Annotated in this window: 23 protein-coding genes; 16 read left to right on the top strand and 7 right to left on the bottom strand. The window is 59.8% G+C overall.

Annotated features, from left to right (window positions below; genetic code table 11):
• Positions 1 to 218 precede the first annotated feature (218 nt).
• The 5 genes from ACEN8R_RS25985 (at position 219) to ACEN8R_RS25965 (ending at position 5,598) form a co-directional block, all read left to right on the top strand.
• A complete protein-coding gene (locus ACEN8R_RS25985; RefSeq protein ID WP_018928691.1) occupies positions 219 to 1,574 on the top strand; it encodes a M16 family metallopeptidase in 1,356 nt (451 codons plus the stop codon).
• Positions 1,567 to 3,057: a M16 family metallopeptidase gene (locus ACEN8R_RS25980; protein ID WP_018928690.1), complete on the top strand. Its 1,491-nt coding sequence runs from the start codon at positions 1,567 to 1,569 to the stop codon at positions 3,055 to 3,057. Before ACEN8R_RS25985 ends, ACEN8R_RS25980 begins: the two co-directional genes overlap by 8 nt.
• On the top strand, positions 3,057 to 3,668 hold the full coding sequence (rsmD, locus tag ACEN8R_RS25975; RefSeq protein WP_018928689.1) for a 16S rRNA (guanine(966)-N(2))-methyltransferase RsmD: 612 nt from the start codon (positions 3,057 to 3,059) through the stop codon (positions 3,666 to 3,668). The genes ACEN8R_RS25980 and rsmD overlap by 1 nt, the downstream gene beginning before the upstream one ends.
• 73 nt (positions 3,669 to 3,741) lie before the next feature.
• Complete coding sequence (locus ACEN8R_RS25970; RefSeq protein WP_018928688.1) at positions 3,742 to 4,752, top strand: hydrolase; 1,011 nt, start codon at positions 3,742 to 3,744, stop codon at positions 4,750 to 4,752.
• A 3-nt stretch (positions 4,753 to 4,755) separates the two neighbouring features.
• On the top strand, positions 4,756 to 5,598 hold the full coding sequence (locus ACEN8R_RS25965) for an AraC family transcriptional regulator (protein WP_018928687.1): 843 nt from the start codon (positions 4,756 to 4,758) through the stop codon (positions 5,596 to 5,598).
• Positions 5,599 to 5,649: 51 nt separating this feature from the next.
• Here the strand turns inward: ACEN8R_RS25965 and ACEN8R_RS25960 are convergent, their stop codons facing one another.
• The gene (locus tag ACEN8R_RS25960; protein ID WP_018928686.1) at positions 5,650 to 6,504 is read right to left on the bottom strand and encodes a sulfurtransferase; all 855 of its coding nucleotides are present in this window, start codon (positions 6,502 to 6,504) and stop codon (positions 5,650 to 5,652) included.
• A 33-nt stretch (positions 6,505 to 6,537) separates the two neighbouring features.
• A complete protein-coding gene (locus ACEN8R_RS25955; RefSeq protein WP_018928685.1) occupies positions 6,538 to 7,209 on the bottom strand; it encodes a TetR/AcrR family transcriptional regulator in 672 nt (223 codons plus the stop codon).
• Between the two features lie 146 nt (positions 7,210 to 7,355).
• On the opposite strand from ACEN8R_RS25955, the gene ACEN8R_RS25950 reads away from it, so the two are divergent.
• From ACEN8R_RS25950 to ACEN8R_RS25930, 5 genes are all read left to right on the top strand, one after another.
• Entirely contained in the window at positions 7,356 to 8,786 is a 1,431-nt protein-coding gene (locus ACEN8R_RS25950) for a coniferyl aldehyde dehydrogenase (protein WP_018928684.1), read from the top strand.
• 28 nt (positions 8,787 to 8,814) lie between these two features.
• Positions 8,815 to 9,360, top strand: coding sequence for a twin-arginine translocation pathway signal protein (locus ACEN8R_RS25945; protein WP_477743620.1), 546 nt, complete (start codon positions 8,815 to 8,817; stop codon positions 9,358 to 9,360).
• Between the two features lie 73 nt (positions 9,361 to 9,433).
• Positions 9,434 to 11,029 carry a GMC family oxidoreductase gene (locus ACEN8R_RS25940; RefSeq protein WP_018928682.1) on the top strand — a complete coding sequence of 532 codons (1,596 nt, stop codon included), beginning with the start codon at positions 9,434 to 9,436 and terminating at the stop codon, positions 11,027 to 11,029.
• A gap of 115 nt (positions 11,030 to 11,144) precedes the next feature.
• Complete coding sequence (gene coaD, locus ACEN8R_RS25935; RefSeq protein ID WP_007939322.1) at positions 11,145 to 11,624, top strand: pantetheine-phosphate adenylyltransferase; 480 nt, start codon at positions 11,145 to 11,147, stop codon at positions 11,622 to 11,624.
• A 123-nt stretch (positions 11,625 to 11,747) separates the two neighbouring features.
• Positions 11,748 to 11,999 carry a YfhL family 4Fe-4S dicluster ferredoxin gene (locus tag ACEN8R_RS25930; protein WP_003195146.1) on the top strand — a complete coding sequence of 84 codons (252 nt, stop codon included), beginning with the start codon at positions 11,748 to 11,750 and terminating at the stop codon, positions 11,997 to 11,999.
• A gap of 57 nt (positions 12,000 to 12,056) precedes the next feature.
• On the opposite strand, the gene ACEN8R_RS25925 is transcribed toward ACEN8R_RS25930, so the two are convergent.
• The 3 genes from ACEN8R_RS25925 to ACEN8R_RS25915 are packed head-to-tail and all read right to left on the bottom strand — an operon-like array spanning position 12,057 to position 14,090.
• Positions 12,057 to 12,380 (bottom strand): multidrug transporter, encoded by a 324-nt coding sequence (locus ACEN8R_RS25925; protein ID WP_018928681.1) that lies wholly within the window; start codon positions 12,378 to 12,380, stop codon positions 12,057 to 12,059.
• Between the two features lie 54 nt (positions 12,381 to 12,434).
• Positions 12,435 to 13,247 (bottom strand): bifunctional DNA-formamidopyrimidine glycosylase/DNA-(apurinic or apyrimidinic site) lyase, encoded by an 813-nt coding sequence (gene mutM, locus ACEN8R_RS25920; RefSeq protein WP_018928680.1) that lies wholly within the window; start codon positions 13,245 to 13,247, stop codon positions 12,435 to 12,437.
• Between the two features lie 30 nt (positions 13,248 to 13,277).
• Positions 13,278 to 14,090, bottom strand: coding sequence for an HDOD domain-containing protein (locus ACEN8R_RS25915; protein WP_167331192.1), 813 nt, complete (start codon positions 14,088 to 14,090; stop codon positions 13,278 to 13,280).
• Positions 14,091 to 14,322: 232 nt separating this feature from the next.
• Here ACEN8R_RS25915 and ACEN8R_RS25910 point away from each other — a divergent pair, with 232 nt between their 5' ends.
• The 5 genes from ACEN8R_RS25910 (at position 14,323) to ilvD (ending at position 21,324) form a co-directional block, all read left to right on the top strand.
• Positions 14,323 to 15,519 (top strand): class I SAM-dependent rRNA methyltransferase, encoded by a 1,197-nt coding sequence (locus tag ACEN8R_RS25910; RefSeq protein ID WP_018928678.1) that lies wholly within the window; start codon positions 14,323 to 14,325, stop codon positions 15,517 to 15,519.
• A 439-nt stretch (positions 15,520 to 15,958) separates the two neighbouring features.
• Complete coding sequence (locus ACEN8R_RS25905) at positions 15,959 to 17,038, top strand: SagB family peptide dehydrogenase (protein ID WP_026286614.1); 1,080 nt, start codon at positions 15,959 to 15,961, stop codon at positions 17,036 to 17,038.
• A complete protein-coding gene (locus ACEN8R_RS25900) occupies positions 17,035 to 18,012 on the top strand; it encodes a diiron oxygenase (RefSeq protein WP_018928676.1) in 978 nt (325 codons plus the stop codon). The genes ACEN8R_RS25905 and ACEN8R_RS25900 overlap by 4 nt, the downstream gene beginning before the upstream one ends.
• A complete protein-coding gene (locus tag ACEN8R_RS25895) occupies positions 18,005 to 19,225 on the top strand; it encodes an MFS transporter (RefSeq protein WP_495624446.1) in 1,221 nt (406 codons plus the stop codon). Before ACEN8R_RS25900 ends, ACEN8R_RS25895 begins: the two co-directional genes overlap by 8 nt.
• Before the next feature lie 257 nt (positions 19,226 to 19,482).
• Complete coding sequence (gene ilvD / locus ACEN8R_RS25890; RefSeq protein WP_018928674.1) at positions 19,483 to 21,324, top strand: dihydroxy-acid dehydratase; 1,842 nt, start codon at positions 19,483 to 19,485, stop codon at positions 21,322 to 21,324.
• A 91-nt stretch (positions 21,325 to 21,415) separates the two neighbouring features.
• Here ilvD and ACEN8R_RS25885 read toward each other — a convergent pair whose 3' ends face one another.
• Positions 21,416 to 22,483 carry an HAD family hydrolase gene (locus ACEN8R_RS25885; protein ID WP_018928673.1) on the bottom strand — a complete coding sequence of 356 codons (1,068 nt, stop codon included), beginning with the start codon at positions 22,481 to 22,483 and terminating at the stop codon, positions 21,416 to 21,418.
• 238 nt (positions 22,484 to 22,721) lie between these two features.
• Between ACEN8R_RS25885 and ACEN8R_RS25880 the strand changes: the two genes are divergently transcribed.
• Positions 22,722 to 24,113, top strand: coding sequence for an L-cystine transporter (locus ACEN8R_RS25880; RefSeq protein ID WP_018928672.1), 1,392 nt, complete (start codon positions 22,722 to 22,724; stop codon positions 24,111 to 24,113).
• Positions 24,114 to 24,152: 39 nt separating this feature from the next.
• On the opposite strand, the gene ACEN8R_RS25875 is transcribed toward ACEN8R_RS25880, so the two are convergent.
• Positions 24,153 to 24,665 (bottom strand): dihydrofolate reductase, encoded by a 513-nt coding sequence (locus ACEN8R_RS25875; RefSeq protein WP_018928671.1) that lies wholly within the window; start codon positions 24,663 to 24,665, stop codon positions 24,153 to 24,155.
• Positions 24,666 to 24,671: the final 6 nt, after the last annotated feature.

Raw genomic sequence — 24,671 nt, 5'->3', positions numbered from 1 at the left:
CCTCAAAGGTCGACTAATACGAAGGACTGGAACGGCATCGTCGGCGAAAACGCAGAGTTTAGCTGACAAACTCAAAGCTTCTGCCGGTAACCCATACAACCTGCAAGCCGATCAAAGGCTTGATAGGCGTGGCCGCCAGTAAAACGGATCAGTATCCTAGCACCCTCTCGCCCGCCGACGCTAAGACCAAGCGGGCAGCCCAACAGGTTTAAAAACGAATGAATGCTCTAGCCCGCCGCGCTGCAGGCCTGCTGCTCAGCACAGTTTGTCTGCCCCTCTCGGCCCTGGCTGCCGATCCACAACCGACCCACGAATTCACCCTCGACAACGGCCTGAAGGTTGTCGTGCGCGAAGACCATCGTGCGCCGGTCGTCGTTTCCCAGATCTGGTACAAGGTCGGCTCCAGCTACGAGACCCCGGGCCAGACCGGGTTGTCCCACGCGCTGGAACACATGATGTTCAAGGGCAGCGAGAAAGTCGGCCCCGGCGAAGCCTCGCTGATCCTGCGTGACCTCGGCGCCGAGGAGAACGCCTTCACCAGCGACGACTTCACCGCGTATTACCAGGTGCTGGCCCGCGACCGTCTGGGCGTGGCCTTCGAACTGGAAGCCGACCGCATGGCCAACCTGCGCCTGCCGGCCGACGAGTTCACCCGCGAAATCGAGGTGATCAAAGAAGAGCGTCGCCTGCGCACCGACGACAAGCCGATGTCCAAGGCCTACGAACGTTTCATGGCCATGGCCTACCCCGCCAGCGGTTACCACACGCCGACCATCGGCTGGATGGCCGACCTCGACCGCATGAAAGTCGAAGAACTGCGCCATTGGTACCAGTCCTGGTATGTGCCGAACAACGCCACTCTGGTGGTGGTCGGCGATGTGACCCCGGACGAAGTCAAAACCCTGGCCCAGCGTTACTTCGGCCCGATCGCCAAGCGCGACGTGCCACCGGCGAAAATCCCGCTGGAGCTGGCTGAGCCCGGCGAACGCAAGATCACCCTGCATGTGCAGACCCAATTGCCGAGCCTGATGCTGGCCTTCAACGTGCCGAGCATTGCCACCGCCGAAGACAAACGCTCGGTGAACGCCCTGCGCTTGATTTCCGCCCTGCTTGACGGCGGCTACAGCGGCCGCATCCCGACGCAACTGGAACGCGGCGAAGAGCTGGTGTCCGGCGGGTCGTCGAGCTACGACGCCTATACCCGTGGCGACAGCCTGTTCACCTTGTCGGCTTCGCCGAACACCCAGAAAAATAAAACCATGGCCCAGGCCGAAGCCGGCCTGTGGAAACTGCTCGAACAACTGAAAACCACCGCGCCATCCGCTGAAGAACTGGAGCGGGTACGAGCGCAGGTCATTGCCGGCCTGGTTTTTGAGCGTGACTCGATCACCAGCCAGGCCACCGCCATCGGTCAGTTGGAAACCGTCGGCCTGTCCTGGAAACTGATGGACACCGAACTCGCCGACCTGGAAAGCGTGACCCCGCAAGATATCCAGAAGGCCGCCAAGCTGTATTTCACCCGCGAACGTCTCAGCGTCGCCCATGTACTGCCACAGGAGACGACTCATGAGTGAGCGTAAAAAGTCGCGTCTGGCCCTGATCGGCCTGATCGCTGTTGCACTGATCGGGTCTGCCGCCTTCTATCTGTCAAAACCCGACGAGTCCAACGCCAGCGAAGCCCTCGACAAGGCCAAGTCCAGCCAAAAGCTGCAATCGCTGGCCGAACTCGACGGCAAGGCCCCAAGCCATCGCTCGCTGAACGTGCAGACCTGGAATACCGCCGAAGGCGCCAAGGTATTGTTCGTTGAAGCCCGTGAACTGCCGATGTTCGACATGCGCCTGATCTTCGCCGCCGGCAGCAGCCAGGACGGTGATGCACCCGGCCTGGCATTGCTGACCAACGCCATGCTCAACGAAGGTGTGGCCGGCAAAGATGTCGGCGCCATCGCTCAGGGCTTCGAAGGATTGGGCGCCGACTTCAGCAACGGCGCGTACAAGGACATGGCGCTTGCCTCCCTGCGCAGCCTCAGTGCCGTGGACAAACGCGAGCCTGCCTTGAAGCTGTTCGCTGAAGTCGTCGGCAAGCCGACCTTCCCCGCCGACTCGTTTGCGCGCATCAAGAACCAGATGCTCGCCGGCTTCGAATACCAGAAACAGAACCCCGGCAAACTCGCCAGCCTGGAGCTGATGAACCGTTTGTACGGCGATCATCCGTACGCTCACTCCAGCGACGGCACAGCCAAGAGTATTCCCCCGATTACCCTGGCGCAGTTGCGAGCCTTCCATCAGAAAGCCTACGCCGCCGGCAACGTGGTGATTGCGCTGGTAGGCGACCTGTCGCGTGCCGAGGCAGAGGCAGTTGCCGCACAAGTGTCCGCCGACCTGCCCAAAGGCCCGGCCCTGGCGAAAATCGAACAACCGACCGACCCCAAGCCCAGCATCGGCCACATTGAGTTTCCGTCCAAACAGACCAACCTGATGATCGCGCAACTGGGTATCGACCGTGACGATCCGGATTACGCAGCGCTGTCCATGGGCAACCAGATTCTTGGCGGCGGCGGTTTCGGCACCCGGCTGATGAGCGAAGTGCGCGAGAAGCGTGGCTTGTCGTATGGCGTGTATTCGGGTTTCAGCCCGATGCAGGCTCGCGGCCCGTTCATGATCAACCTGCAAACCCGCGCCGAAATGAGCGAAGGCACCCTGAAACTGGTGCAGGATGTGCTCGCCGACTACCTTAAGACCGGCCCCACCGAGAAAGAACTCGACGACGCCAAGCGTGAACTGGCCGGCAGCTTCCCGCTGTCCACCGCCAGCAACGCCGATATCGTCGGTCAGCTCGGCGCCATGGGCTTTTACAACTTGCCGCTGAGCTACCTGGAAGACTTCATGCAACAGTCCCAGAGCCTGACCGTCGAGCAAGTCAAAGCCGCACTGAACAAACACCTGAGCACGGATAAACTGGTCATCGTCAGCGCTGGCCCGACCGTGCCACAAAAGCCGTTGCCGGCCCCTACTGACAAACCTGCCGAGCAGCCGCTCGGGGTTCCGGAGCATTAATGGCCACTCGCCCAAAAAAACCTGTCCATAACGTGCATAACGGTGTGAACCAACTGCGCATCATCGGTGGCGAATGGCGCAGCCGAAAGCTGAGCTTCCCGGATGCTCCGGGCCTGCGCCCGACGCCGGACCGGGTGCGGGAAACCCTGTTCAACTGGCTCGCGCCTTACGTCGCCGGGGCCAAGGTACTCGATCCGTTTGCCGGCAGCGGCGCGCTGTTCCTGGAAGCCTTGTCCCGTGGCGCCGCCATGGGCCAGGCGCTGGACGCCAGCAACATCGCGGTGTCCAGCCTGAAAGAACATCTGGGCACCCTGCGCTGCACCAACGGCCAGGTACAGACTGCCGACGCCTTGCGCTATCTGGAAACCCAACCGGCCACGGCGTTCGACCTGGTGTTCCTCGACCCGCCGTTCAATCAGAATCTGTTGCCTGTGGTTTGCACTCTGCTCGAAGAACGTCATTGGCTGGCCGACGATGCGTGGGTCTACACTGAAAGCGAAAGCGCACCGTCGATATTGGGTTTGCCAGAAAATTGGCGCCTGCATCGGGAGCAAAAATCGGGACGTGTGTACTACGCGTTGTGGCAACGTATGGCAGGGATCGCCGGCTAGTCCGGCCTGAGAAAACGGTGCGAAGCTCAGTCAGCTAACGCTGCGGGTACGCGCCGCAGCATCGAGAGCAATCGTGTCCCATCTGCCAGAACGTTTCACCCCTGCCTTCACGCCCGCCTACGGCCTGGGTAATCCGCACTTACAAACCTTGTGGGGACCGCTATGGCGCAAAACCACACATATCGAGCGTGAGCGCGAGCGATTGTGGCTTGAAGATGGCGATTTCCTTGACCTGGACTGGCACGGCCCACACAGCGCGAATGCACCGTTGGTGCTGGTACTGCACGGCCTGACCGGCTCGTCGAATTCGCCTTATGTGGCCGGCATGCAGAAAGCGTTGGGTGCCCAGGGTTGGGCCAGCGTCGCGTTGAACTGGCGAGGCTGCTCCGGCGAGCCCAATCTGTTGCCGCGCAGCTACCATTCCGGGGCCAGTGAAGACTTGGCCGAAACCATCAGGCACCTGCGCACCCAACGCCCCCTCGCGCCGCTGTATGCGGTCGGTTATTCCATGGGCGGTAACGTGTTGCTCAAGCATCTGGGTGAAACCGGCAGCAACAGCGGTGTACTCGGTGCGGTGGCAGTGTCGGTGCCGTTTCGCCTCGATCACTGTGCCGATCGTATCAGCCAGGGTTTTTCCCAGTTCTACCAAGCGCATTTCATGCGAGAGATGGTCGCCTACATCAAGAACAAGCAACGCAGATTCCAGCATGAGGGACATGAGGATGGCCTGGCGGCATTGGAGGCGCTGGGCTCTTTGGAGAACTTGCGTACCTTCTGGGATTTCGACGGCCGGGTCACCGCACCGCTCAATGGTTTCGCCGATGCCGCGGATTACTATCGTCGCGCTTCGAGTCGTTATTTCCTTGGAGAGATTCGCACGCCGACCCTGATTATCCAGGCGGCTGACGATCCGTTTGTGTTTCCGCATAGCCTGCCGCAAGCCGACGAATTGTCCGCCAGCACTCAATTCGAGCTGCAGGCCAAGGGCGGGCATGTCGGTTTCGTCGAGGGTTCGTTCAGGCAACCGGGTTACTACCTGGAACGGCGCATTCCCCAATGGCTGGCCGCCACAGGACGCAAGTAACCAGTGGAAGTCGATCAGGGCGAGTCGATCCACTTCTGGCAAACGGCACCGCTGGCCGGGGTCGAGTTGTTGTCTGCGCGCTACATCGAACACCGTTTCGCCCCGCATGTGCATGACGGCTATGTGATCGGCATGATCATGGCCGGCGCCCAGCGTTATCGCTATCGCGGTGCCGAGCATCTGGCGGGCAGCGGCACGCTGGTGCTGATCAATCCGGACGAACTGCACACCGGCCACAAAGGTACGGAAGACGGTTGGTTGTACCGGGCGTTTTATCCCGACAGCGGGCAAATTCTCTCGCTGCTGGAAGAGCTTGAACTGCCGAGCGACACCTTGCCGGTGTTTGGCGCCACGCTGTACCGCGACCCGGATCTGGTGAGGGGGTTCTGCCAACTGCATCGACTGCTGGAAAGTCCGTCCACGGCCCTGCAGCAGCAAACGGTCTGGCGGGAAATGATGCTGTCGCTGTTGCAACGCCACGCAGCCGTCCCGATCGCCGGCAAACCCGGCAAGGAACACCGTGCGGTGACCTTGGCCAAAGAACGGCTGCAATCGCAATTGGCGGCGCCGCCCTCGCTGGAAGAACTGGCGGCGACGGTGAACCTGTCCCCTTTCCACTTCGCCCGGGTGTTCCGCCGCACCACCGGCATGCCGCCGCACGCCTGGCTGATGCAGCAGCGTATCGCTCGGGCACGGGCGTTGTTACAGGACGGCTGTCTGCCGCTGGAAGTCGCGACGCAACTGGGTTTTGCCGACCAGAGCCATCTGAGCCGGCAATTCAAGCAGGTTTATGGCGTTGGACCGGGGGCGTATCGCAGCGCGCGGCAATTGCCCGACCATAGATGACAACGAAGATCCAAATGTGGGAGCAGGCCCGCTCCCACATCTGCTCTGCGCTTACTCGCCGGTGGCGACGCCTCGTGCAGGGTCGTTGATCCACTCACTCCACGAACCGGCATACAACGCCCCCAATGGATAACCCGCCAGGCAAAGGGCGAACAGGTTGTGGCAGGCCGTCACGCCGGAACCGCAATACGCGACCAGCTCCGTCGGCGAACGATCACCGAGCTTCGCGGCAAACCGCTGCTTGAGCTGATCGGCGGGCAGAAAACGTCCGTCGCTGCCCAGGTTTTCGGTGAACGCGGCGCATTGTGCGCCGGGGATGTGCCCGGCAATCGGATCGATCGGTTCCACTTCGCCCTTGAAGCGCGGCATGGCGCGGGCGTCGAGCAAGGTCAACGCGGGCTGGCCGAGACGTTTCTGGAGCTGTTTGGAGCTGAGCACCAGCGAAGCATCCGGCGTCCCGGTGAAGGTGCCGCGATTGATCGACGGCGGATCAAGACTCAGGGGTAATCCGGCGGCATGCCAGGCTTTCAGCCCGCCATCGAGAATGAACACACCGTCGCGCTTGCCCAGCCAGGCCAGCAACCACCAGGCCCGCGCCGCGTAGGCGCCAGGACCGTCATCGTACAAAACCACTTCGCTGTCGGCATTGATGCCCCAGGCTTGCAGGCGCTCGATCAGCTTTTCGGGTTCAGGCAACGGATGACGCCCGGTAACCCCCTTGACCACCGCCCCGCTCAGATCACGCTCGAGATCGGCAAAACTCGACCCGGCAATATGCCCTTCGGCATAACTGCGCTGACCATAATCCGGGTCTTCGAGGGCAAAACGACAATCCAGAATCACCAGCCCCGGGGTCTCCTTTTTCAGGTCCAACGCTTGCGGGCTGATCAGTTGCGCAATGGGCATAACGGGCTCCTGTGATGTTGTCGATCTTGAATCCTAATGCACTTCTTCCAGCGCCTGGGCCAGTGGCACGTAAAATTCGTCGAACAGCGCATTTACCGCGTCGCGCGATTGATCGGTGACGAACCCGGCCTCAAGCACCAACACCTGATACACGCCGCGCTTGATAGCCTGTTCGCTCAAGTGGTTGGAGTTTTCCCGCGTGGTGCACAGAAACCGCACCCACGACGTGAGGATGATCCAGGCGTTCAGCGTCAGGGACTCGATCTGAACCTTATCCATGTTCAGGATGCCAGCGGCAACGAACCCTTCGTAAATGGCGGTGCCCTGGATCAGGCAGCGCTGGGAAAAGCGCCGGTAACGGGCGGCCAGCTCGGGATCGCTGTCGAGCAAGTGCTCGAGGTCGCGATGCAAAAAACGGTAACGCCACATGGCGGCGAGCAATTCCTTGAGGTAGAAGCGCTTGTCTTCGACCGTCGCGGCGCGGCCCTGGGGTGGGCGCAGGAAGCTGTCCACCAGGCTTTCGTACTCACTGAACAGCACAGCGATGATCGCCTGCTTGTTGGGGAAGTGGTAGTACAGGTTGCCCGGAGAAATCTCCATGTGGGCAGCAATGTGGTTGGTGCTGATGCTGCGCTCGCCCTGCTGATTGAACAGCTCCAGGCTGTTCTGCACGATGCGCTCGCTGGTTTTGATCCGAGGGGCCATGGCTTGAGCTTTAATTCAGAGTGCGGTGACGGGCATCTTACGACCTATCCGCGGGTGGATAAAACAAAGCTGCGTCAGGATGTCATTTGACTTTTTAGAGTACTGACTCTAAAAATCCCCTCATTACAATAAATCCGGAGCCGACCATGCCTGCTGACATCGCCTACCTGAAGAACTTGCAGCAGCCTCTGGACGAGCTCCAAACCCTGTTCGATGCTCAACGCGCTGCGTATACAGGCAACCCGATGCCGCCAGCAGCTCAGCGCCAACAATGGCTAAAGGCATTGCGGGACCTGTTGAGCAATGAGCGCCAGGCCTTGATCGACGCCATCAGCCAGGATTTCAGCCACCGTAGCGCCGACGAAACCCTGCTCGCCGAATTGATGCCCAGCCTGCACGGTATTCACTACGCCAGCCAACACCTCAAAGGCTGGATGAAGGCCTCGCGGCGTAAAGTCGGCATCGCCTTTCAACCCGCCTCGGCCAAAGTCGTTTATCAACCGCTGGGCGTAGTCGGGGTGATCGTGCCGTGGAACTACCCGTTGTATCTGGCCATCGGGCCACTGGTGGGGGCGCTGTCGGCGGGTAACCGGGTGATGCTCAAACTCAGCGAATCGACCCCCGCCACCGGTTTGCTGCTCAAGGAATTGCTGGGGCGGATATTCCCTCAAGACCTGGTCTGCGTGGTGCTCGGCGAGGCCGACATCGGCGTGGCGTTCTCCCGGTTGCGCTTCGATCACCTGCTGTTCACCGGCGCCACCAGCATCGGCAAACACGTGATGCGCGCAGCCGCCGAGAACCTGACTCCAGTGACCCTCGAACTGGGCGGCAAGTCCCCGGCCATCGTTTCCCGCGATGTGCCGCTCAAGGATGCCGCCGAACGCATCGCTTTCGGCAAGACCCTCAACGCCGGGCAAACCTGTGTCGCCCCGGACTACGTGCTGGTACCGGAAGACCGCGTCGGCTCCTTCGTCGAAGCCTATCGCCAGGCAATTCGCGGGTTTTATCCGACCCTGGCCGACAATCCGGACTACACCGCCATCATCAATGACCGACAACTGGCGCGGCTCAACGGTTACCTCAGCGACGCTACCAGCAAGGGCGCGCTGCTGATTCCGCTGTTCGATCAGGGCCAGGGCCGACGCATGGGTCATAGCCTGCTGCTCAACGTCAGCGACGACATGACGGTGATGCAGGACGAAATTTTCGGCCCGCTGTTGCCGATCGTCCCCTACAAGGATCTCGATGAAGCATTTGCCTACATCAACCAACGGCCTCGTCCGCTGGCGCTGTATTACTTCGGCTACGACAAGCGCGAGCAAAACCGCGTTCTCCACGAAACCCATTCCGGCGGCGTATGCCTCAATGACACCTTGCTGCACGTTGCCCAGGACGACATGCCGTTCGGCGGCATCGGCGCCTCGGGCATGGGCCACTACCACGGCCATGAGGGCTTCCTGACCTTCAGCAAGGCCAAGGGTGTGCTGATCAAACAGCGTTTCAACGCGGCGAAGCTGATCTATCCGCCGTACGGCAAATCCATTCAGAAACTGATCCAGAAGCTGTTTATCCGCTAACGATCAACACCGCCGGGTAATAACAATAATGAGCCCAAGCCTGTCCGACACACCCGCGCTGTCACGGCGCGGCCTGCTTAAATTCAGCCTGGGCGCCAGCGCATTTCTGGCCACAGCCGGATTCGGCGCGAGCCTCAGCGGCTGCTCGTCGAGCACAGCGGCCAGCGGTTTCGCGACTCTGCGCAGCGGTGACCTGTTGTTTCTGCGGGCACTGATCCCGGTGATGCTCGACGGAGCCGTGGCCGTCGAGAAAATGCCGGCCGCCGTCGAAGGCACCCTCAAAAGCCTGGATTACAGCCTCGATCACCTGTCGCCGGAAATGCTCAAGCTGACCCGACAATTGTTCGATGCGCTGGGGATGAGCATCACCCGCGGCCCACTGACCGGGATCTGGGGCAGCTGGGAAAACGCCAGCAGCGAAGCCATCCGACATTTTCTCGACCGTTGGGAAAACAGCTCGTTGAGCCTGCTGCGCATGGGCCATAGCTCGTTGCTGCAAATGGTGATGATGGCGTGGTACAGCCGGGCGGAGTCTTGGGCGCATTGTGGGTATCCGGGGCCGCCTACGGTCTGAAACCGTGGCGTCCCTTTCGCGGGCAAGCCGCCTCACCATCGCACCCAAAACATAACAACAAGAGAACCCGAACATGCCCGTACCCGATCCGTTTCGCGAAGGCCTGGCCCGTGGCTGGAAAACCTATAACGGTTCGCAATTGCCCCAGGACCTGACCCTCGAAGCGGATGTGGCGATCATCGGCAGCGGTGCCGGCGGCGGAACCACCGCCGAAATCCTCAGCGCCGCAGGCTACAAGGTCTTGCTCATCGAAGAAGGCCCACTCAAGACCAGCAGCGACTTCAAGATGCTCGAAGATCAGGCCTACACCAGCCTCTATCAGGAAGGCATCGGGCGCATGAGCAAGGACGGTGCGATCACCATCCTCCAGGGCCGGGCGGTGGGCGGTACCACGCTGATCAACTGGACTTCGAGCTTTCGCACCCCGGATCAGACGCTCGAACACTGGGCCAAAGAACATGACGTCGTAGGCCACACACCGGCCGAGATGGCGCCCTGGTTCGAGAAAATGGAACAACGCCTGGGCGTCGCCCCGTGGCTAGTGCCGCCCAACGCCAACAACGACGTCATCCGCAAAGGCTGCGAAAAACTCGGCTACGCCTGGCATGTGATCCCGCGCAACGTGCGCGGCTGCTGGAACATCGGCTACTGCGGCATGGGTTGCCCGACCAACGCCAAACAATCGATGCTGGTCACGACCATCCCGGCGACCCTGGAAAAAGGTGGCGAGCTGCTCTATCTGGCACGCGCTGAAAAGTTGTCGATCAAGGACGCCAGGGTCACGGGTCTGCACTGTGTGGCGATGGATGAGCGTTGCGTTGCCCCTACCGGACGCACAATCACGGTCAAGGCACGGCATTACGTGCTGGCCGGCGGCGGAATCAACAGCCCGGCGCTGCTATTGCGTTCAGAGGCGCCGGATCCGCATGGGCGACTGGGAAAACGGACGTTCCTGCATTTGGTCAACATGTCCGCCGGGCTGTTCGACGAGGTGATCAACCCGTTCTACGGCGCGCCGCAGTCGATTTATTCCGACCATTTCCAGTGGCAGGACGGCATCACCGGCAAGATGTCCTACAAATTGGAGGTCCCACCGCTGCACCCGGCGCTGGCCACCACCCTGCTCGGTGGCTTCGGCACGGAAAACGCCCGGCACATGGAAAACCTTCCGCATACCCACGCCATGCTGGCATTGCTGCGAGACGGCTTTCACCCGGACAGCTCCGGCGGCAGTGTCGAATTACGCAGTGACGGCACGCCGGTGCTCGACTATCAGGTTTCACCGTATGCCTGGGACGGGTTGCGCCGGGCGTTCCATAGCATGGCCGAGATCCAGTTCGCCGGTGGCGCCAACGCCGTGATGCCGATGCATGCCGACGCCCGTTACGTCAGAACCCTCACCGAAGCGCGTGCCTTGATCGATGGATTGAGCCTTGAGCTGTATCGCACGCGCCTGGGCAGTGCTCATGTAATGGGCGGTTGTGCCATGGGTGAAGACCCGAAAAACGCCGTGACCGATAGCCTCGGCCGACATCACCAACTGCACAATCTATCGATTCACGACGGCTCGCTATTTCCCACCAGCATTGGTGCAAACCCACAATTGTCGGTCTACGGACTGACGGCACAACTGGCGAATTCACTGGCCGAGCGTTTGAAAAACCCATGAAAACGAGGAATATTCCCATCGTCTATAGTGCTTTCTTACCCAACAGGCGACTTGGCCGACCGGGAAGGCTGCGATACCATCCGACTCCCCAACGGACTCCCGCCAGGACGACGCGATGAACCGAGTGTTGTACCCAGGTACCTTCGACCCTATTACCAAGGGCCATGGCGATCTGGTCGAACGCGCCTCGCGCCTGTTCGATCACGTGATCATCGCCGTCGCCGCCAGCCCGAAGAAAAACCCGCTGTTTCCCTTGGAACAACGGGTGGAGCTGGCCCGCGAGGTCACCAAACATTTGCCGAACGTTGAAGTCGTCGGCTTCTCGACGCTGCTCGCGCATTTCGCCAAAGAGCAGAACGCCAATGTATTCCTGCGTGGTTTGCGCGCGGTGTCGGACTTCGAATACGAATTCCAGCTGGCCAACATGAACCGCCAACTGGCACCGGATGTGGAAAGCCTGTTTCTTACCCCGTCCGAGCGTTATTCGTTCATTTCCTCGACACTGGTCCGTGAAATCGCGGCCCTGGGCGGCGATATCACCAAGTTCGTCCACCCGGTGGTGGCCGATGCCCTCACCGAACGCTTCAAAAAGTAGGCGCTGCCGAAGGCTGCGATCTGCTGCACTTGATCGCGCCCGCGTGCACTGCGGGCGCCAATGCGGCACAATTGTGCGCATTGGTTTATTGCGCCAGGGCCTGCCGCCCCGGCTGGAGTTAGCATGTCCCTGATCATCACCGACGATTGCATCAACTGCGACGTCTGCGAACCCGAGTGCCCGAACGCCGCCATTTCCCAGGGCGAAGAGATCTACGTGATCGACCCGAACCTGTGCACGCAATGTGTCGGCCACTACGACGAACCGCAGTGCCAGCAGGTCTGCCCTGTGGATTGCATTCCACTGGACGAGGCCCATCCGGAAACTGAAGAACAGTTGATGGAGAAGTACCGGAAGATTACCGGTAAGGCTTGAAAGCCTGGAAAGATCGTCCGAAGGCGGCCCGAACCTTCGGACGATCTTTTTTATGCCTCACTCCCGCTGCTCAAACCCTTCCCCGACGCACCCCAGACACCGCACAAACGCCGCTTTCGCCGGGTCGACCACCAGCGCCTGCCCTGCATCGCCAATGCCGCCGCCCAGCGCGGTAAATGGCAGCGACACCACAAACGCCCCGGCACCGATCACTGTCGCCACCACCAGCAACGGTCGGGCAATCAGCAGATCGCCAAGCATGGCGTAGGCCGGTGGATTCTGGATGGTGTAACGCGGGTCGCCGCTGCCGTTCTCAGTAGCCAGCGTGGGCGCAGCGATGCTCAGCAGCAGCGTGACGACAAAGGTTCGAAACAGATTCATGGCACGGTCCTTCGGCTAGGCAGTGAGAACACTGACTATAGACCGTAGCCGATATCAGCTCTGACAGCGCGGACAAAAGACACTGGCGCGCTGCCCGAGTTTGACTTCCCGCAGCCCCGTGCCACAGACCTTGCAGTGTTCACCACCACGGCCGTATACGAACAGCTCCTGCTGGAAGTACCCCGGCTGGCCGTCGCCGCCGATAAAGTCCCGCAACGTGGTGCCGCCCCGTTCGATGGCGAGCGCCAGGATGCGCTTGATCTCGATCGCCAGCTTCAAATAACGCCCCCGGGAAATGCTCTTGGCCTCGCGGCGCGGGTCGATGCCGGCAGCAAACAGCGCTTCGGTCGCGTAGATATTGCCGACGCCAACCACCACCGCGTTGTCCATGATGAACGGCTTGACCGCCATGGATCGCCCGCGGGACAGCTGGAACAGACGTTCGCCATCGAACAGATCGGTCAACGGCTCCGGCCCCAGACGAACCAGCAGTTCGTGATTCAGCGGGTCCAGACTCCAGAGCATCGCCCCGAACCGACGCGGGTCTGTGTAACGCAGGGCCAGGCCCGATTCCAGCTCGATGTCCACATGCTCATGCTTGGCCGCCGGCAAGCCGGCTTCCACCAGCCGCAGATTCCCCGACATGCCCAAATGGCTGATCAACGTGCCGACTTCGGCATTGATCAGTAAATACTTGGCCCGCCGTTCCACCAGCACGATGCGCTGGCCCGACAGCCGCACATCCAGGTCTTCGGGGATCGGCCAGCGCAGACGGCGCTCACGCACGATCACCCGGCTGACGCGCTGGCCTTCCAGGTGCGGTGCAATTCCGCGGCGGGTGGTTTCGACTTCCGGCAGTTCTGGCATGGGGCTCTCGAATCAGGCGAGGTTCGACACTCAACGTGTGGCGAGGTCGCGAATTTCTTGTTTCTGGGTTTCGAAATCGTATTCTGATAGACCGATGTAATCGAGCACCAGATGCCCGACATTGTTCCATTCGTGGTCTTCGGCCTGGTTGCCCAACACCCGATAGGAGGCGCAAATGTGCTCGGCCATCTTCAGGATTGCCAGCAGGTTTTTCAGCGGCGTATTGCGGCATGACTCATCGCTGAAAATGGCCAGGGCATTGTGATGGTTGGCAATGGCCTGGGTGACATGTTCCGGCAGACGCCAGGACTTGGCGGTGTAATACCCGACCACGGCGTGGTTGGTGTTGTAGTGCTTGTTCTCGGTATCCACCACGCGGCATTCGGCGCTGGCGTTGGCATAGGCCTGTTCCAGCACTTTCATGTAATCGGGGAATTTCTTGAGCATCAGCGGAATGCCGCAATCGTGGAACAGGCCCAGCGCATAAGCTTCATCGCCGGCCTGGACACCGACGCGCTTGGCCAGGCTCAGGCAGGTCATCGCCACGTCCTGCGCCGTGTCCCAGAAACGGTTGAGGGTGACGATGGTCTCGTCGTTCAGCTCACCCTTGATCGACTGCGCGTTGATCAGGTTGATGATCGAACGACTGCCCAACAGGTTTACTGCACGCTGGATCGCGGTGATCTTGTTACTCAAGCCGTAGTACGGCGAATTGACGATTTTCAGCAAGGCGCCGGAAAGGCCAGGGTCCTGGGAGATCAGCTTGGCGATCACCTCCAGGTCCGGGTCGGGCATATATTGCTCCATCTGCAGATCCACCATGATCTGCGGCTGGGCCGGCACACTGATGCCTTGCAGGGACTGTTGAATCTGTTCAGAAGACAGCTCTTGGGACATAAGTACGCACTCCGGGTCAGGCGGGGATTCTAACCCTTAAAAAGATCGATCCGACAGCCAGTCAAACTCAATCCATATGTGTGCGGGCCCGCGATGGCGCCATGCGCGTTTCATCGTCCGTCAAACCCGCCACTCCCTCAACACGCTATACTCCCGCTCTTTTTTCCGGAGCGACGTCATGTCCCTGCCTAGCCTGCGCCTCAAAGCCAACGCCGACCGACGCCTGCGCAACGGTCACCTGTGGGTCTACAGCAACGAAATCGATGTAGCCGCCACCCCATTGCACGGCTTCAAGGCTGGCGATCAGGCGATCCTCGAAGCCGCCGGCGGCAAGCCGCTGGGCATCGTTGCCATGAGCCCGAACAATCTGATCTGCGCCCGCCTGCTGTCGCGCGACATCAAGTTGCCGCTGGACAAATCACTGCTGGTGCATCGCCTGAACGTCGCCCTGTCGCTGCGCGATCGCCTGTTCGACAAGCCGTTCTATCGTCTGGTCTATGGCGACTCCGACCTGCTGCCAGGCCTGGTGGTCGACCGTTTCGGCGACATCCTGGTGGCCCAGATCGCTTCGGCGACCATGGAAGCTCACAAAGATGACGTGATCGCGGCCCTGACCCAAGTACTCAAGCCTAGCGGCATCCTGTTCAAGAACGACTCCGCAGCCCGTGACGCCGAAGGCCTCAACCGTTACGTCGAAACCGTGTTCGGCCTGGTGCCGGAGTGGGTGGCGCTGGAAGAAAACGGCGTGAAGTTCGAAGCGCCGGTCATCCAGGGCCAGAAAACCGGCTGGTTCTATGACCACCGCATGAACCGCGCGCGTCTGGCACCTTATGCCAAAGGCAAACGCGTACTGGACTTGTACAGCTACATTGGTGGCTGGGGCGTGCAAGCGGCCGCCTTCGGCGCCAGTGAAGTGTTCTGCGTCGATGCGTCGGCCTTCGCCCTCGACGGCGTCGAGCGCAACGCCGCACTGAACGGTTTCGCCGAAAAAATGACCTGCATTGAAGGCGACGTGTTCGAAGCCCTCAAAGAGCTGAAAGCCAGCGAAGAACGTTTCGACGTCATCGTGGCCGACCCTCCTGCATTCATCAAACGCAAGAAAGATATGAAAAACGGTGAAGGTGCCTACCGTCGCCTGAACGAACAAGCCATGCGCCTGCTCAGCAAGGACGGCATCCTGGTCAGCGCATCGTGCTCGATGCACCTGCCGGAAGACGATTTGCAGAACATCCTGCTGACCAGCGCCCGTCACCTGGACCGCAACATCCAGATGCTGGAGCGCGGCGGACAAGGCCCGGATCACCCGGTTCACCCAGCCATTGCCGAAACCCGCTACATCAAGAGCATTACCTGCCGTCTGCTGCCAAACAGCTGAGTACGCCGGTTTGACGGGGAGCCGACAGGCTCTCCGTCAGCCATTCTGACGCTGCGACATCTCCTCTCCCGCCCCATCGTCTTACTCTTGCAGTCCTACAAACTTGCAGGACGTTTCCCTGCACATTTGATTTGAAAGAATATAACTTACAAACTTTCTCCAACCCCAAGACTGCTCCGACAAAATTACTGGAATATTCCTACTTGATCTCCCCTTGATAAGAGCCCATTAAAGCCTATGATTGAGTTGTCACCTCGAAGTGACACTCACTATCAAATGACAAGGAGTCAACAACATGAAAGCAATTACTCTGGAAGCTAACAAAATCGCCAACCTGGCTTTTCTGGTTGCACCAAAAGCCCGCTAAGTAAATGAGACGCTGGGGAGTGCCGGCTACCCAGCGTGTTCTATGGCACCCGTCCAGAGCGAACCGCCCACCATGCAGATAAACCCATATCTATTCATACTTCCTCGCACGCCCGGCCAAATAGTCTGGGATTACAAAAATCACAAACAATTTGAACTAAGCCTTGAATACTCAAGCAGACTCACGCAACTTATCAACAACCCCGAACTTTATAACGCCAGCAACATAGTTGACACTCAACTCCTGAACGCAGGAATACTGACAACATCAATACAAGGTACTGTTGAATGGGGCTGGGATGAACTGTCGAAGATATTCCATATCGGTACCAAAAACATCCCCTGCGAACATGTTCCTCAGGATATTCATGAATGGTCCAGACACTACCTGGATCACTGCACCGAAGTGCTGGCCGCTCCTGCGCCGAGCAACCGGCCCACAGAACGCCAGGCGCGGGAGCTGATTGGCCTGCCAAAGCCTTCCTGCCTGCCGGAAGGGTCTCTTGCCAACGTCCTGATCGGCCGAAAAACCTGCCGCACCTTCACGGACGCAGCAGTTTCACTGGAAGCTATCGGCACGCTGCTTTACCTGTCCCTTGGCTACTTGCATGAGCGCGAAAACGATGTCGACGAAACCCTTGTCGAAGGTCTCGATGCCCGGCGCAGCAGCCCATCCGGTGGCGGGCTGAATGCCTGCGAAGGCTTTCTTCATGTACACAACGTCAGCGGCCTGAAACCCGGGCTCTACGCCTATCACCCCACCGACCACGCCTTGAGTTTCGTCAACCCGACACCTGACTCACCACTGGGGCAGTTGCTGTGTGGACAGCACTTCATCAACAACCTGCCCGTGGGCCTGTTCATCACCAGTCGGTTCGACAAGCTGTGGTGGAAATATGAACACTCGCGAGCCTACCGAATGGCCTTCGTGGAAGCAGGGCATATTTCTCAAACATTCCAACTGGTGGCCACTGCACTGGGGTTGAACACCTGGCTGACGGGGGCGCTGGCCGATGATCAGGTCGAGGTCTTGCTGGGGATCGAGAACAGCGCGGAACAACCTTTGTTTTTTGTCGGCTGTGGCTACAGCGACGGACAAGTGATGTGCAAGGAATTGAAAGATCTTCTGAGCAGTCGGGAGCCGCAACAATGACCACTCCCATCATTGCCCCGTTGGAGCAGCCCGTGTCCTGGGCTCTTCGTTACACCCTGGGCGACTGGAATACCCGTGCGTCAGTGCGCACCAGCGAACACGACTATCTATTACCACCAGACCTGGAACAGCAACTGGAAACGCGCCACTGGTTTCCTCCAGGCTTCCTGGCTTACCTGACTCACCCGGCCATCCAGGCAGCAGGTCAAACCGTCATCCATCGGTTGTCGGCCAATCATCTGGTGTACTTCCTCGACTACACCACCTTGCTTGAGCACCGCATCGTCAACCGCTCCGTGGAAACCATCATCCATGATGAACTGAACGTCCACATTCCCGCACGAATGAAGACCGCCGCGCTTCAGCTTTATACCGACGAGGGTTATCACGCCCTGTTTTCCAACAGCCTTGCCGAGCAAGTAGCCAGTTTCTACGGGATCAGCCGACGTCCGGTCATGCCCCACCGCATCATGCGATTGAACGCCCTGCTTGACGGCGCCCCGGAAAGATACAGGGCGCTGGCCTGGTTCCTCGTCGGGTTCGTGTCGGAGACGATCATTGCCAAGGAACTGCTCGATGTCTGCCGTAACGACCTGGTTTCCAGCGTCCAGGCAATGCTCAGGGATCATCTGGCGGACGAGGCGCGCCATAGTCGCTATTTCTCTGAAGTGTTCCATTACCTGTGGCTGACGCTGAACAGCCCTCAACGCACGTTTGTCGCCAAAGCGCTGCTGGACATCATCCGGATGTTCTTCGAAGCCGATGAGCGATGGATGCGCGAAAGCCTGCTCAGCGCGGGTCTTGGCGAGACCTCCATCACGGAAATTCTTGGCGGACTGACCAGCCCCCAAGCCACCCATCAACGGGCGCGATCCGGTGCTGGCGCAACGCTTCAGGCGTTAAAAAAGGCTGGTTTCTTCGACCTGCCCTCCAACCAGCAACTGTTCATGAAGGCAGGGCTTATCGATGGCTGAAGGACAATCCGCAGTAACCGCCGGACAACGTCGGGGAGCGGTCAGCCTGTTGTTGGCCATGGTGCTGCTTGGCGTGTTCCCGCTGGATGTCCTGCTGCCCTCTTTCCCGGCGCTCGCCGAACACTTTCGCAGCACACCCGCCGACATTGCGCTGTCGATCAGTCTGTTTGCCGTCGGCATAGCGGTCTCCCAACTGCTGATCGGGCCGCTGTCGGATGTGATCGGGCGCAAAGGACTGTTGCTCGCTGGAATAACCATCTCGATGCTGGGTGCAGTGGACTGCATGCTGACCACGGACTATGTTCACTTCCTGTTGTTCCGTGTGATTCAGGCACTCGGCTGCGGGTGTTTCGTGCTGTCACAAGCATTGATCCAGGACCTGTTCGAGGGCGAGGAGCGTGACCGGTTGCGGATCCTGATGGTGACTGCCACCGGCGTTTTCATCTCGGTCTCACCGTTGGCCGGCACGTTCCTGCAAGCCACGCTGGGCTGGCAGGGCAGCTTTGTGGTGTTTATCGCACTGGCTGGAATAGTACTGCTCAAGGCCTGTTTTTTTCTCGAAAACACTCGGCCTGCGGCAACCAGGGCGCTATCGAATATCTTCCAGCCCTACCGCCGGGTCTTGTGCGATGTCGACTTTCTGTCCTACTGGCTGATTTCAGCCTTTGCTTTCGCCTGCCATTTTTCCTTCATCGTGATTTCGCCGCTGATTTTCATGGATCGACTGCAGCTATCGGCCTATGACTTCTCCCTGGTCCTGCTGGCATACGGCGGCGCCTACATTATCGGCGGCATGGTTGCGACGCTGCTGGGTAAACGTCTCAGTCCCGGCCATCAAGTCATCAGCGGGCTGAGCCTGATCCTGCTGTCCGGCCTGATCATGCTTTACCTCTCAAGCCACTTTGCGTTGTCCCCGATCACCGTCCTGGTACCGATGCTCATCTGTACCGCCGGCACCACCATTGCCCGACCGGCCGCCACGTCCAAAGCCATGGGCCTGTTCCCTGAAAATGCGGGAACTTCGGCGTCGGCCGGCAGTACGGTGATTTTCATCTGTGGCGGGTTGATCAGTGCGCTCATCAGCCTGAGCCCGGCCAACCTGCAATCCACGCTGGGATACAGCTTTATCATCCTGAGCAGCGTGGCGCTGGTACTCAACAGTCGTATCCATAGCCGAGCCAAGAGCCCGGGAGCCAGCCCAAGCGTCGAATAATCCTGCCAGTCGTCATCCCACACGCCCCGTCAGCACTGGATCAACGTTTTCCGGCATTCCCTCCTGACGCCAGCGGTGTAGAATCGCGAGATTCATCGCCAGTCATCCCCCGGCGGGTTTATGAGCTCAAGCTGAAGCGCGCGGCGATCCCGCAAAGTTATCGGCAACTTCCGGACACACGGCCATTTCTGAGTGTTCCAGACGTCAATAGAAGCTCACTTCCCTTTTGATACCTGATTTGCCGCCCGGAGTGCTCCATGCCTGATTACCGCTCGAAAACATCCACCCACGGTCGCAACATGGCCGGTGCTCGCGCACTGTGGCGCGCCACGGGGATGAAAGATGACGACTTCAAGAAGCCGATCATCGCCATTGCCAACTCCTTTACCCAATTCGTACCGGGCCATGTGCACCTGAAGGATCTGGGTCAACTGGTCGCACGTGAAATCGAACGGGCCGGCGGCGTAGCCAAAGAATTCAACACCATCGCCGTGGATGACGGCATTGCCATGGGCCACGACGGCATGCTCTATTCGCTGCCGAGCCGCGAGATCATCGCCGACTCCGTCGAATACATGGTCAACGCCCACTGCGCCGACGCCATTGTCTGCATTTCCAACTGCGACAAGATCACCCCTGGCATGCTGATGGCCGCCTTGCGCCTGAACATCCCGGTAATCTTCGTGTCCGGCGGCCCGATGGAAGCCGGCAAGACCAAACTGGCCAGCCACGGTCTCGACCTGGTCGACGCCATGGTGATCGCCGCCGACTCCAGCGCCTCTGACGAGAAGGTCGCCGAGTACGAGCGTAGCGCCTGCCCTACTTGTGGCTCCTGCTCCGGCATGTTCACCGCCAACTCGATGAACTGCCTGACCGAAGCCCTGGGTCTCGCATTGCCGGGCAACGGTTCGACCCTGGCCACCCACAGCGACCGCGAACAGCTGTTCCTGCAAGCCGGCCGCACCATCGTCGAGCTGTGCAAGCGTTACTACGGCGAGAACGACGAGTCGGTGTTGCCGCGCAACATCGCCAACTTCAAGGCGTTCGAAAACGCCATGACCCTGGACATCGCCATGGGCGGTTCCACCAACACCATCCTGCACTTGCTGGCCGCGGCCCAAGAAGCCGAGATCGATTTCGACCTGCGCGACATCGACCGCCTCTCCCGCCATGTACCGCAACTGTGCAAGGTCGCGCCGAACATCCAGAAGTACCACATGGAAGACGTGCACCGTGCCGGCGGGATCTTCAGCATCCTCGGCTCCCTGGCCCGTGGCGGCCTGTTGCACACCGACCTGCCGACCGTACACAGCAAGACCATGGCCGAAGGTATCGCCAAGTGGGACATCACCCAGACCAACGACGAAGCGGTGCATCACTTCTTCAAGGCTGGCCCTGCGGGCATCCCGACGCAAACCGCGTTCAGCCAGTCGACCCGCTGGGAAACCCTGGACGACGACCGTGAAAACGGCTGCATCCGCAGTGTCGAACACGCTTACTCGAAAGAAGGCGGCCTGGCCGTTCTGTACGGCAACATCGCGCTGGACGGTTGCGTGGTGAAAACCGCCGGTGTCGACGAGTCGATCCACGTCTTCGAAGGCAACGCGAAGATCTTCGAAAGCCAGGACAGCGCCGTACGCGGCATCCTCGCCGACGAAGTGAAGGCTGGCGACATCGTGATCATTCGTTATGAAGGCCCGAAAGGCGGCCCGGGCATGCAGGAAATGCTCTACCCGACCTCTTACCTGAAATCCAAAGGCCTGGGCAAAGCCTGCGCCCTCCTGACCGACGGCCGTTTCTCCGGCGGCACTTCGGGCCTGTCCATCGGCCACGCTTCGCCAGAAGCCGCTGCCGGTGGCGCGATCGGTCTGGTGCAGGACGGCGACAAGGTCCTGATCGACATTCCGAACCGCTCGATCAACCTGTTGGTCAGCGACGAAGAACTGGCCGCGCGCCGGGTCGAGCAGGACAAGAAAGGCTGGAAGCCGGTGGAAAAGCGTCCACGTAAAGTGACCACCGCTCTGAAAGCCTATGCCCTGTTGGCGACCAGCGCCGACAAGGGTGCCGTGCGTAACAAAGCGATGCTCGACGGGCTGTAATACTTAACCGTCGAACAAAAAAATGCCCCGCCAAGTGCGGGGCATTTTTTTGATCGTTCCCACGCAGAGCGTGGGAACGAGATCACAGCGCTTATTGAATCTCTTCCGGTTTGACGATCACCCAGTTCTTGTCCGCCGTCACCGCCAACCCTTCTTTCGCCTGGGCCGCTGCGTGCTTGGCCATCATGCCGTTAATCTGGGTCATGTACTTGTCTTTGCGGTTGACCCACAAATGGATGCCGCCCTTGGACACGTCGACGCTGTGGAACAGCATGTAACCGTCGCTGCTCGGCGTATCACCACCCACCAGGACCGGTTTTTTCCATTCATCGATGTAGGTCAGGATCGCCGCTTGCTTGCCGGCCATCCAGGTTGCCGGAGTCCACAGGTACGGGGTCAACTCGAGGCCAAGGTTGGCCTTCTCGTCATACTTGCCCGCAGTGATCTGCTTACGCGCCGTGGTCAGTTCACCAGTCTTGCGGTCCTTGAGCATCGTGGTCACACCGATCACGTTCTGCGGTTTGACGTTGTAGCCGTACTTCGGATCGGCAGCGACCATGCGCACCAATTCTTCGGAGGCAGCGGTCATCACGTAGACCTCAATGCCATTTTCCATCAGCTTGTTGTAGAGCTCGGCCTGGCCGGTGAAGACTTTCGGCGGCTGGACGTCGATGGTCTTGACCACATCGCCGTCGTAATAAGTGCTCGGCACCGGTTTGCCAGACGCCATCAGCTCATCGACGTAGCCCTTGAGCTCTTGAAGCGTGAAGCCGGAAAACACTTGGGCGACCCATGGATAGCAGACCATGTCGTCGATTTCGCAGAGACGATAGTAGTAGCTGAACAGGCTCTCCTTGTGGTCGGCGGTGTCTTTGAACGGGATCAGTTTCAGCGAGGGGTCGAGGCTCTCGCGGGTGATCAGGCCCTTGTTTTCCATGAACGGCAACAATGACTCTTCGAGGTCGTAGCGGTAACTGGTGTTGTCCATGTCGAACACCGCGAAGTTACCCTTGTTGGCATTGGCCGCGATCATCGCGTCCAGCGCCTTGGCCTGATCCGCTGGCCAGTGCTTCAGGTCGGTAGCGAACGCCTGGCCGGCAAGGCCAAGACTCAAACCCAATCCAAGTGCAGCAGCAAGAAATTTCGGTGCAAGCTTCATCGGCGTTTCTCCCCGGTTCAAAGAAATCGACGCTAACAAATAAGTGTGACAGTCCTCGCCTGCCCGCGACCGCTTGCATCCTGATTCCGTCAGCGGCATTCCTTATAGCGGCATTGGCTTATTCCAAAAACGACAGTTGACCGCTGTTTTTGATATTAAATCATTACATATCAAGCTGTTAGGCTCACCGGTTCGCAGTCACACACGAAGGTGGCTGGCACAAGTCTATGGAGCCTCTATGAATCTGCCGCTGATTCTCAATCTGCTGGTGTTCCTCGCCTTGCTCTTTGGCCTGGCGCAAACCCGTCACACCACCTGGAGCCTGGCGAAAAAGGTGCTGCTGGCGCTGGTGCTGGGCGTGGTATTCGGTATCGCCCTGCACACGATTTATGGTGCGGGCAACCCGGTGCTGAAAGCCTCGATCGGCTGGTTCGATCTGGTGGGCAACGGTTATGTGCAGTTGCTGCAAATGATCGTGATCCCGCTGGTGTTCGCCTCGATCCTCAGTGCCGTGGCCCGTCTGCACAACGCTTCGTCGCTGGGCAAGATCAGTTTCCTGACCATCGGCACGCTGCTGTTCACCACCGCCATCGCGGCGCTGATCGGTATCGGCCTGACCAACCTGTTCGGCCTCACGGCTGAAGGCCTGGTCGCCGGCACCCAGGAAATGGCGCGTCTGCAAACCATCCAGACCGACTATGCGGGCAAGGTCGCCGACCTGAATGTGCCGCAACTGTTGTTGTCGTTCATCCCGCAGAACCCGTTCGCCGACCTCGCTCGCGCCAAACCGACGTCGATCATCAGTGTGGTGATCTTCGCCGCATTCCTTGGGGTCGCGGCGCTGCAACTGCTCAAGGATGATGTCGAGAAAGGTCAGAAAGTGATCAACGCCATCGACACCCTGCAAGCCTGGGTGATGCGTCTGGTGCGCCTGGTGATGAAGCTGACCCCATACGGCGTGTTGGCGCTGATGACCAAAGTGGTCGCCGGCTCCAACCTGCAAGACATCATCAAGCTCGGCAGTTTCGTGGTGGTGTCCTACATCGGCCTGGGCCTGATGTTTGTGGTCCATGGCGTGCTGGTGTCGGCCGCCGGGATCAACCCGTTGCGCTTCTTCCGCAAGATCTGGCCGGTGCTGACGTTCGCCTTCACCAGCCGCTCCAGCGCCGCCACCATTCCGCTGAGCATCGAAGCCCAGACCAGCCGTTTGGGTATTCCACAGTCCATCGCCAGTTTCGCTGCCTCGTTTGGCGCGACCATTGGCCAGAACGGCTGTGCCGGTCTGTACCCGGCAATGCTGGCGGTGATGGTTGCGCCAACCGTGGGCATCAACCCGCTGGACCCTTTGTGGATCGCGACGTTGGTGGCGATTGTGACGCTGAGTTCGGCCGGGGTGGCCGGGGTTGGTGGCGGTGCAACCTTCGCCGCGCTGATCGTGTTGCCGGCCATGGGTTTGCCGGTGTCACTGGTGGCGTTGCTGATTTCCGTTGAACCGCTGATCGACATGGGTCGCACGGCGTTGAACGTCAGTGGCTCGATCACCGCTGGGGCGATCACCAGCCAGATCATGCAGCAGACGGATAAAGCGCTGTTGGATGCGGATGAGCATTCGGAGTTGGCTCACGCTTAACCCGTACTGATCGTTCCCACGCTCCCGCGTGGGAACGATCTATGTGCGCTCCCACACCTCAAAGCTATACGCCGGTTTGTCGCCTTCTGCCGGATTCGGAACATTCGACACCAGCTTCCACTGGTTCACATCAAACTCCGGAAACCACGCATCCCCTTCCGGGCTCAGCGCCACGCGCGTCAGGTATAGCCGATCGGCCTGCTCCAGACCTTGCGCATACAACTGCGCACCACCAATTAACATCAACTCATTGGCACCCTGCTCCAGCGCCCATTCCTCGGCGCGAACCACGGCCGCCTCCAGTGACGGATAAACCTCCGCGCCTTCCAGCTGCAAATCCACCTGGCGACTGACCACGATGTTCAACCGGCCCGGCAGCGGACGACCGAGGGAATCCCAGGTCTTGCGCCCCATGATGATCGGCTTGCCGAGGGTGGTGGCCTTGAAGTATTTGAAGTCCCCCGGCAAGTGCCAGGGCATGCTGTTGTCGACGCCGATCACACGGTTTTCACCGAGGGCTGCGATCAGGCTGAGGGGGAGTGATTTAGTCATGCCGGC

The sequence above is a fragment of the Pseudomonas sp. Pseusp15 genome (assembly GCF_059492165.1).
Note: the sequence above shows the minus strand (reverse complement) of the source record. Positions and strands in the feature narration are given on the sequence as shown.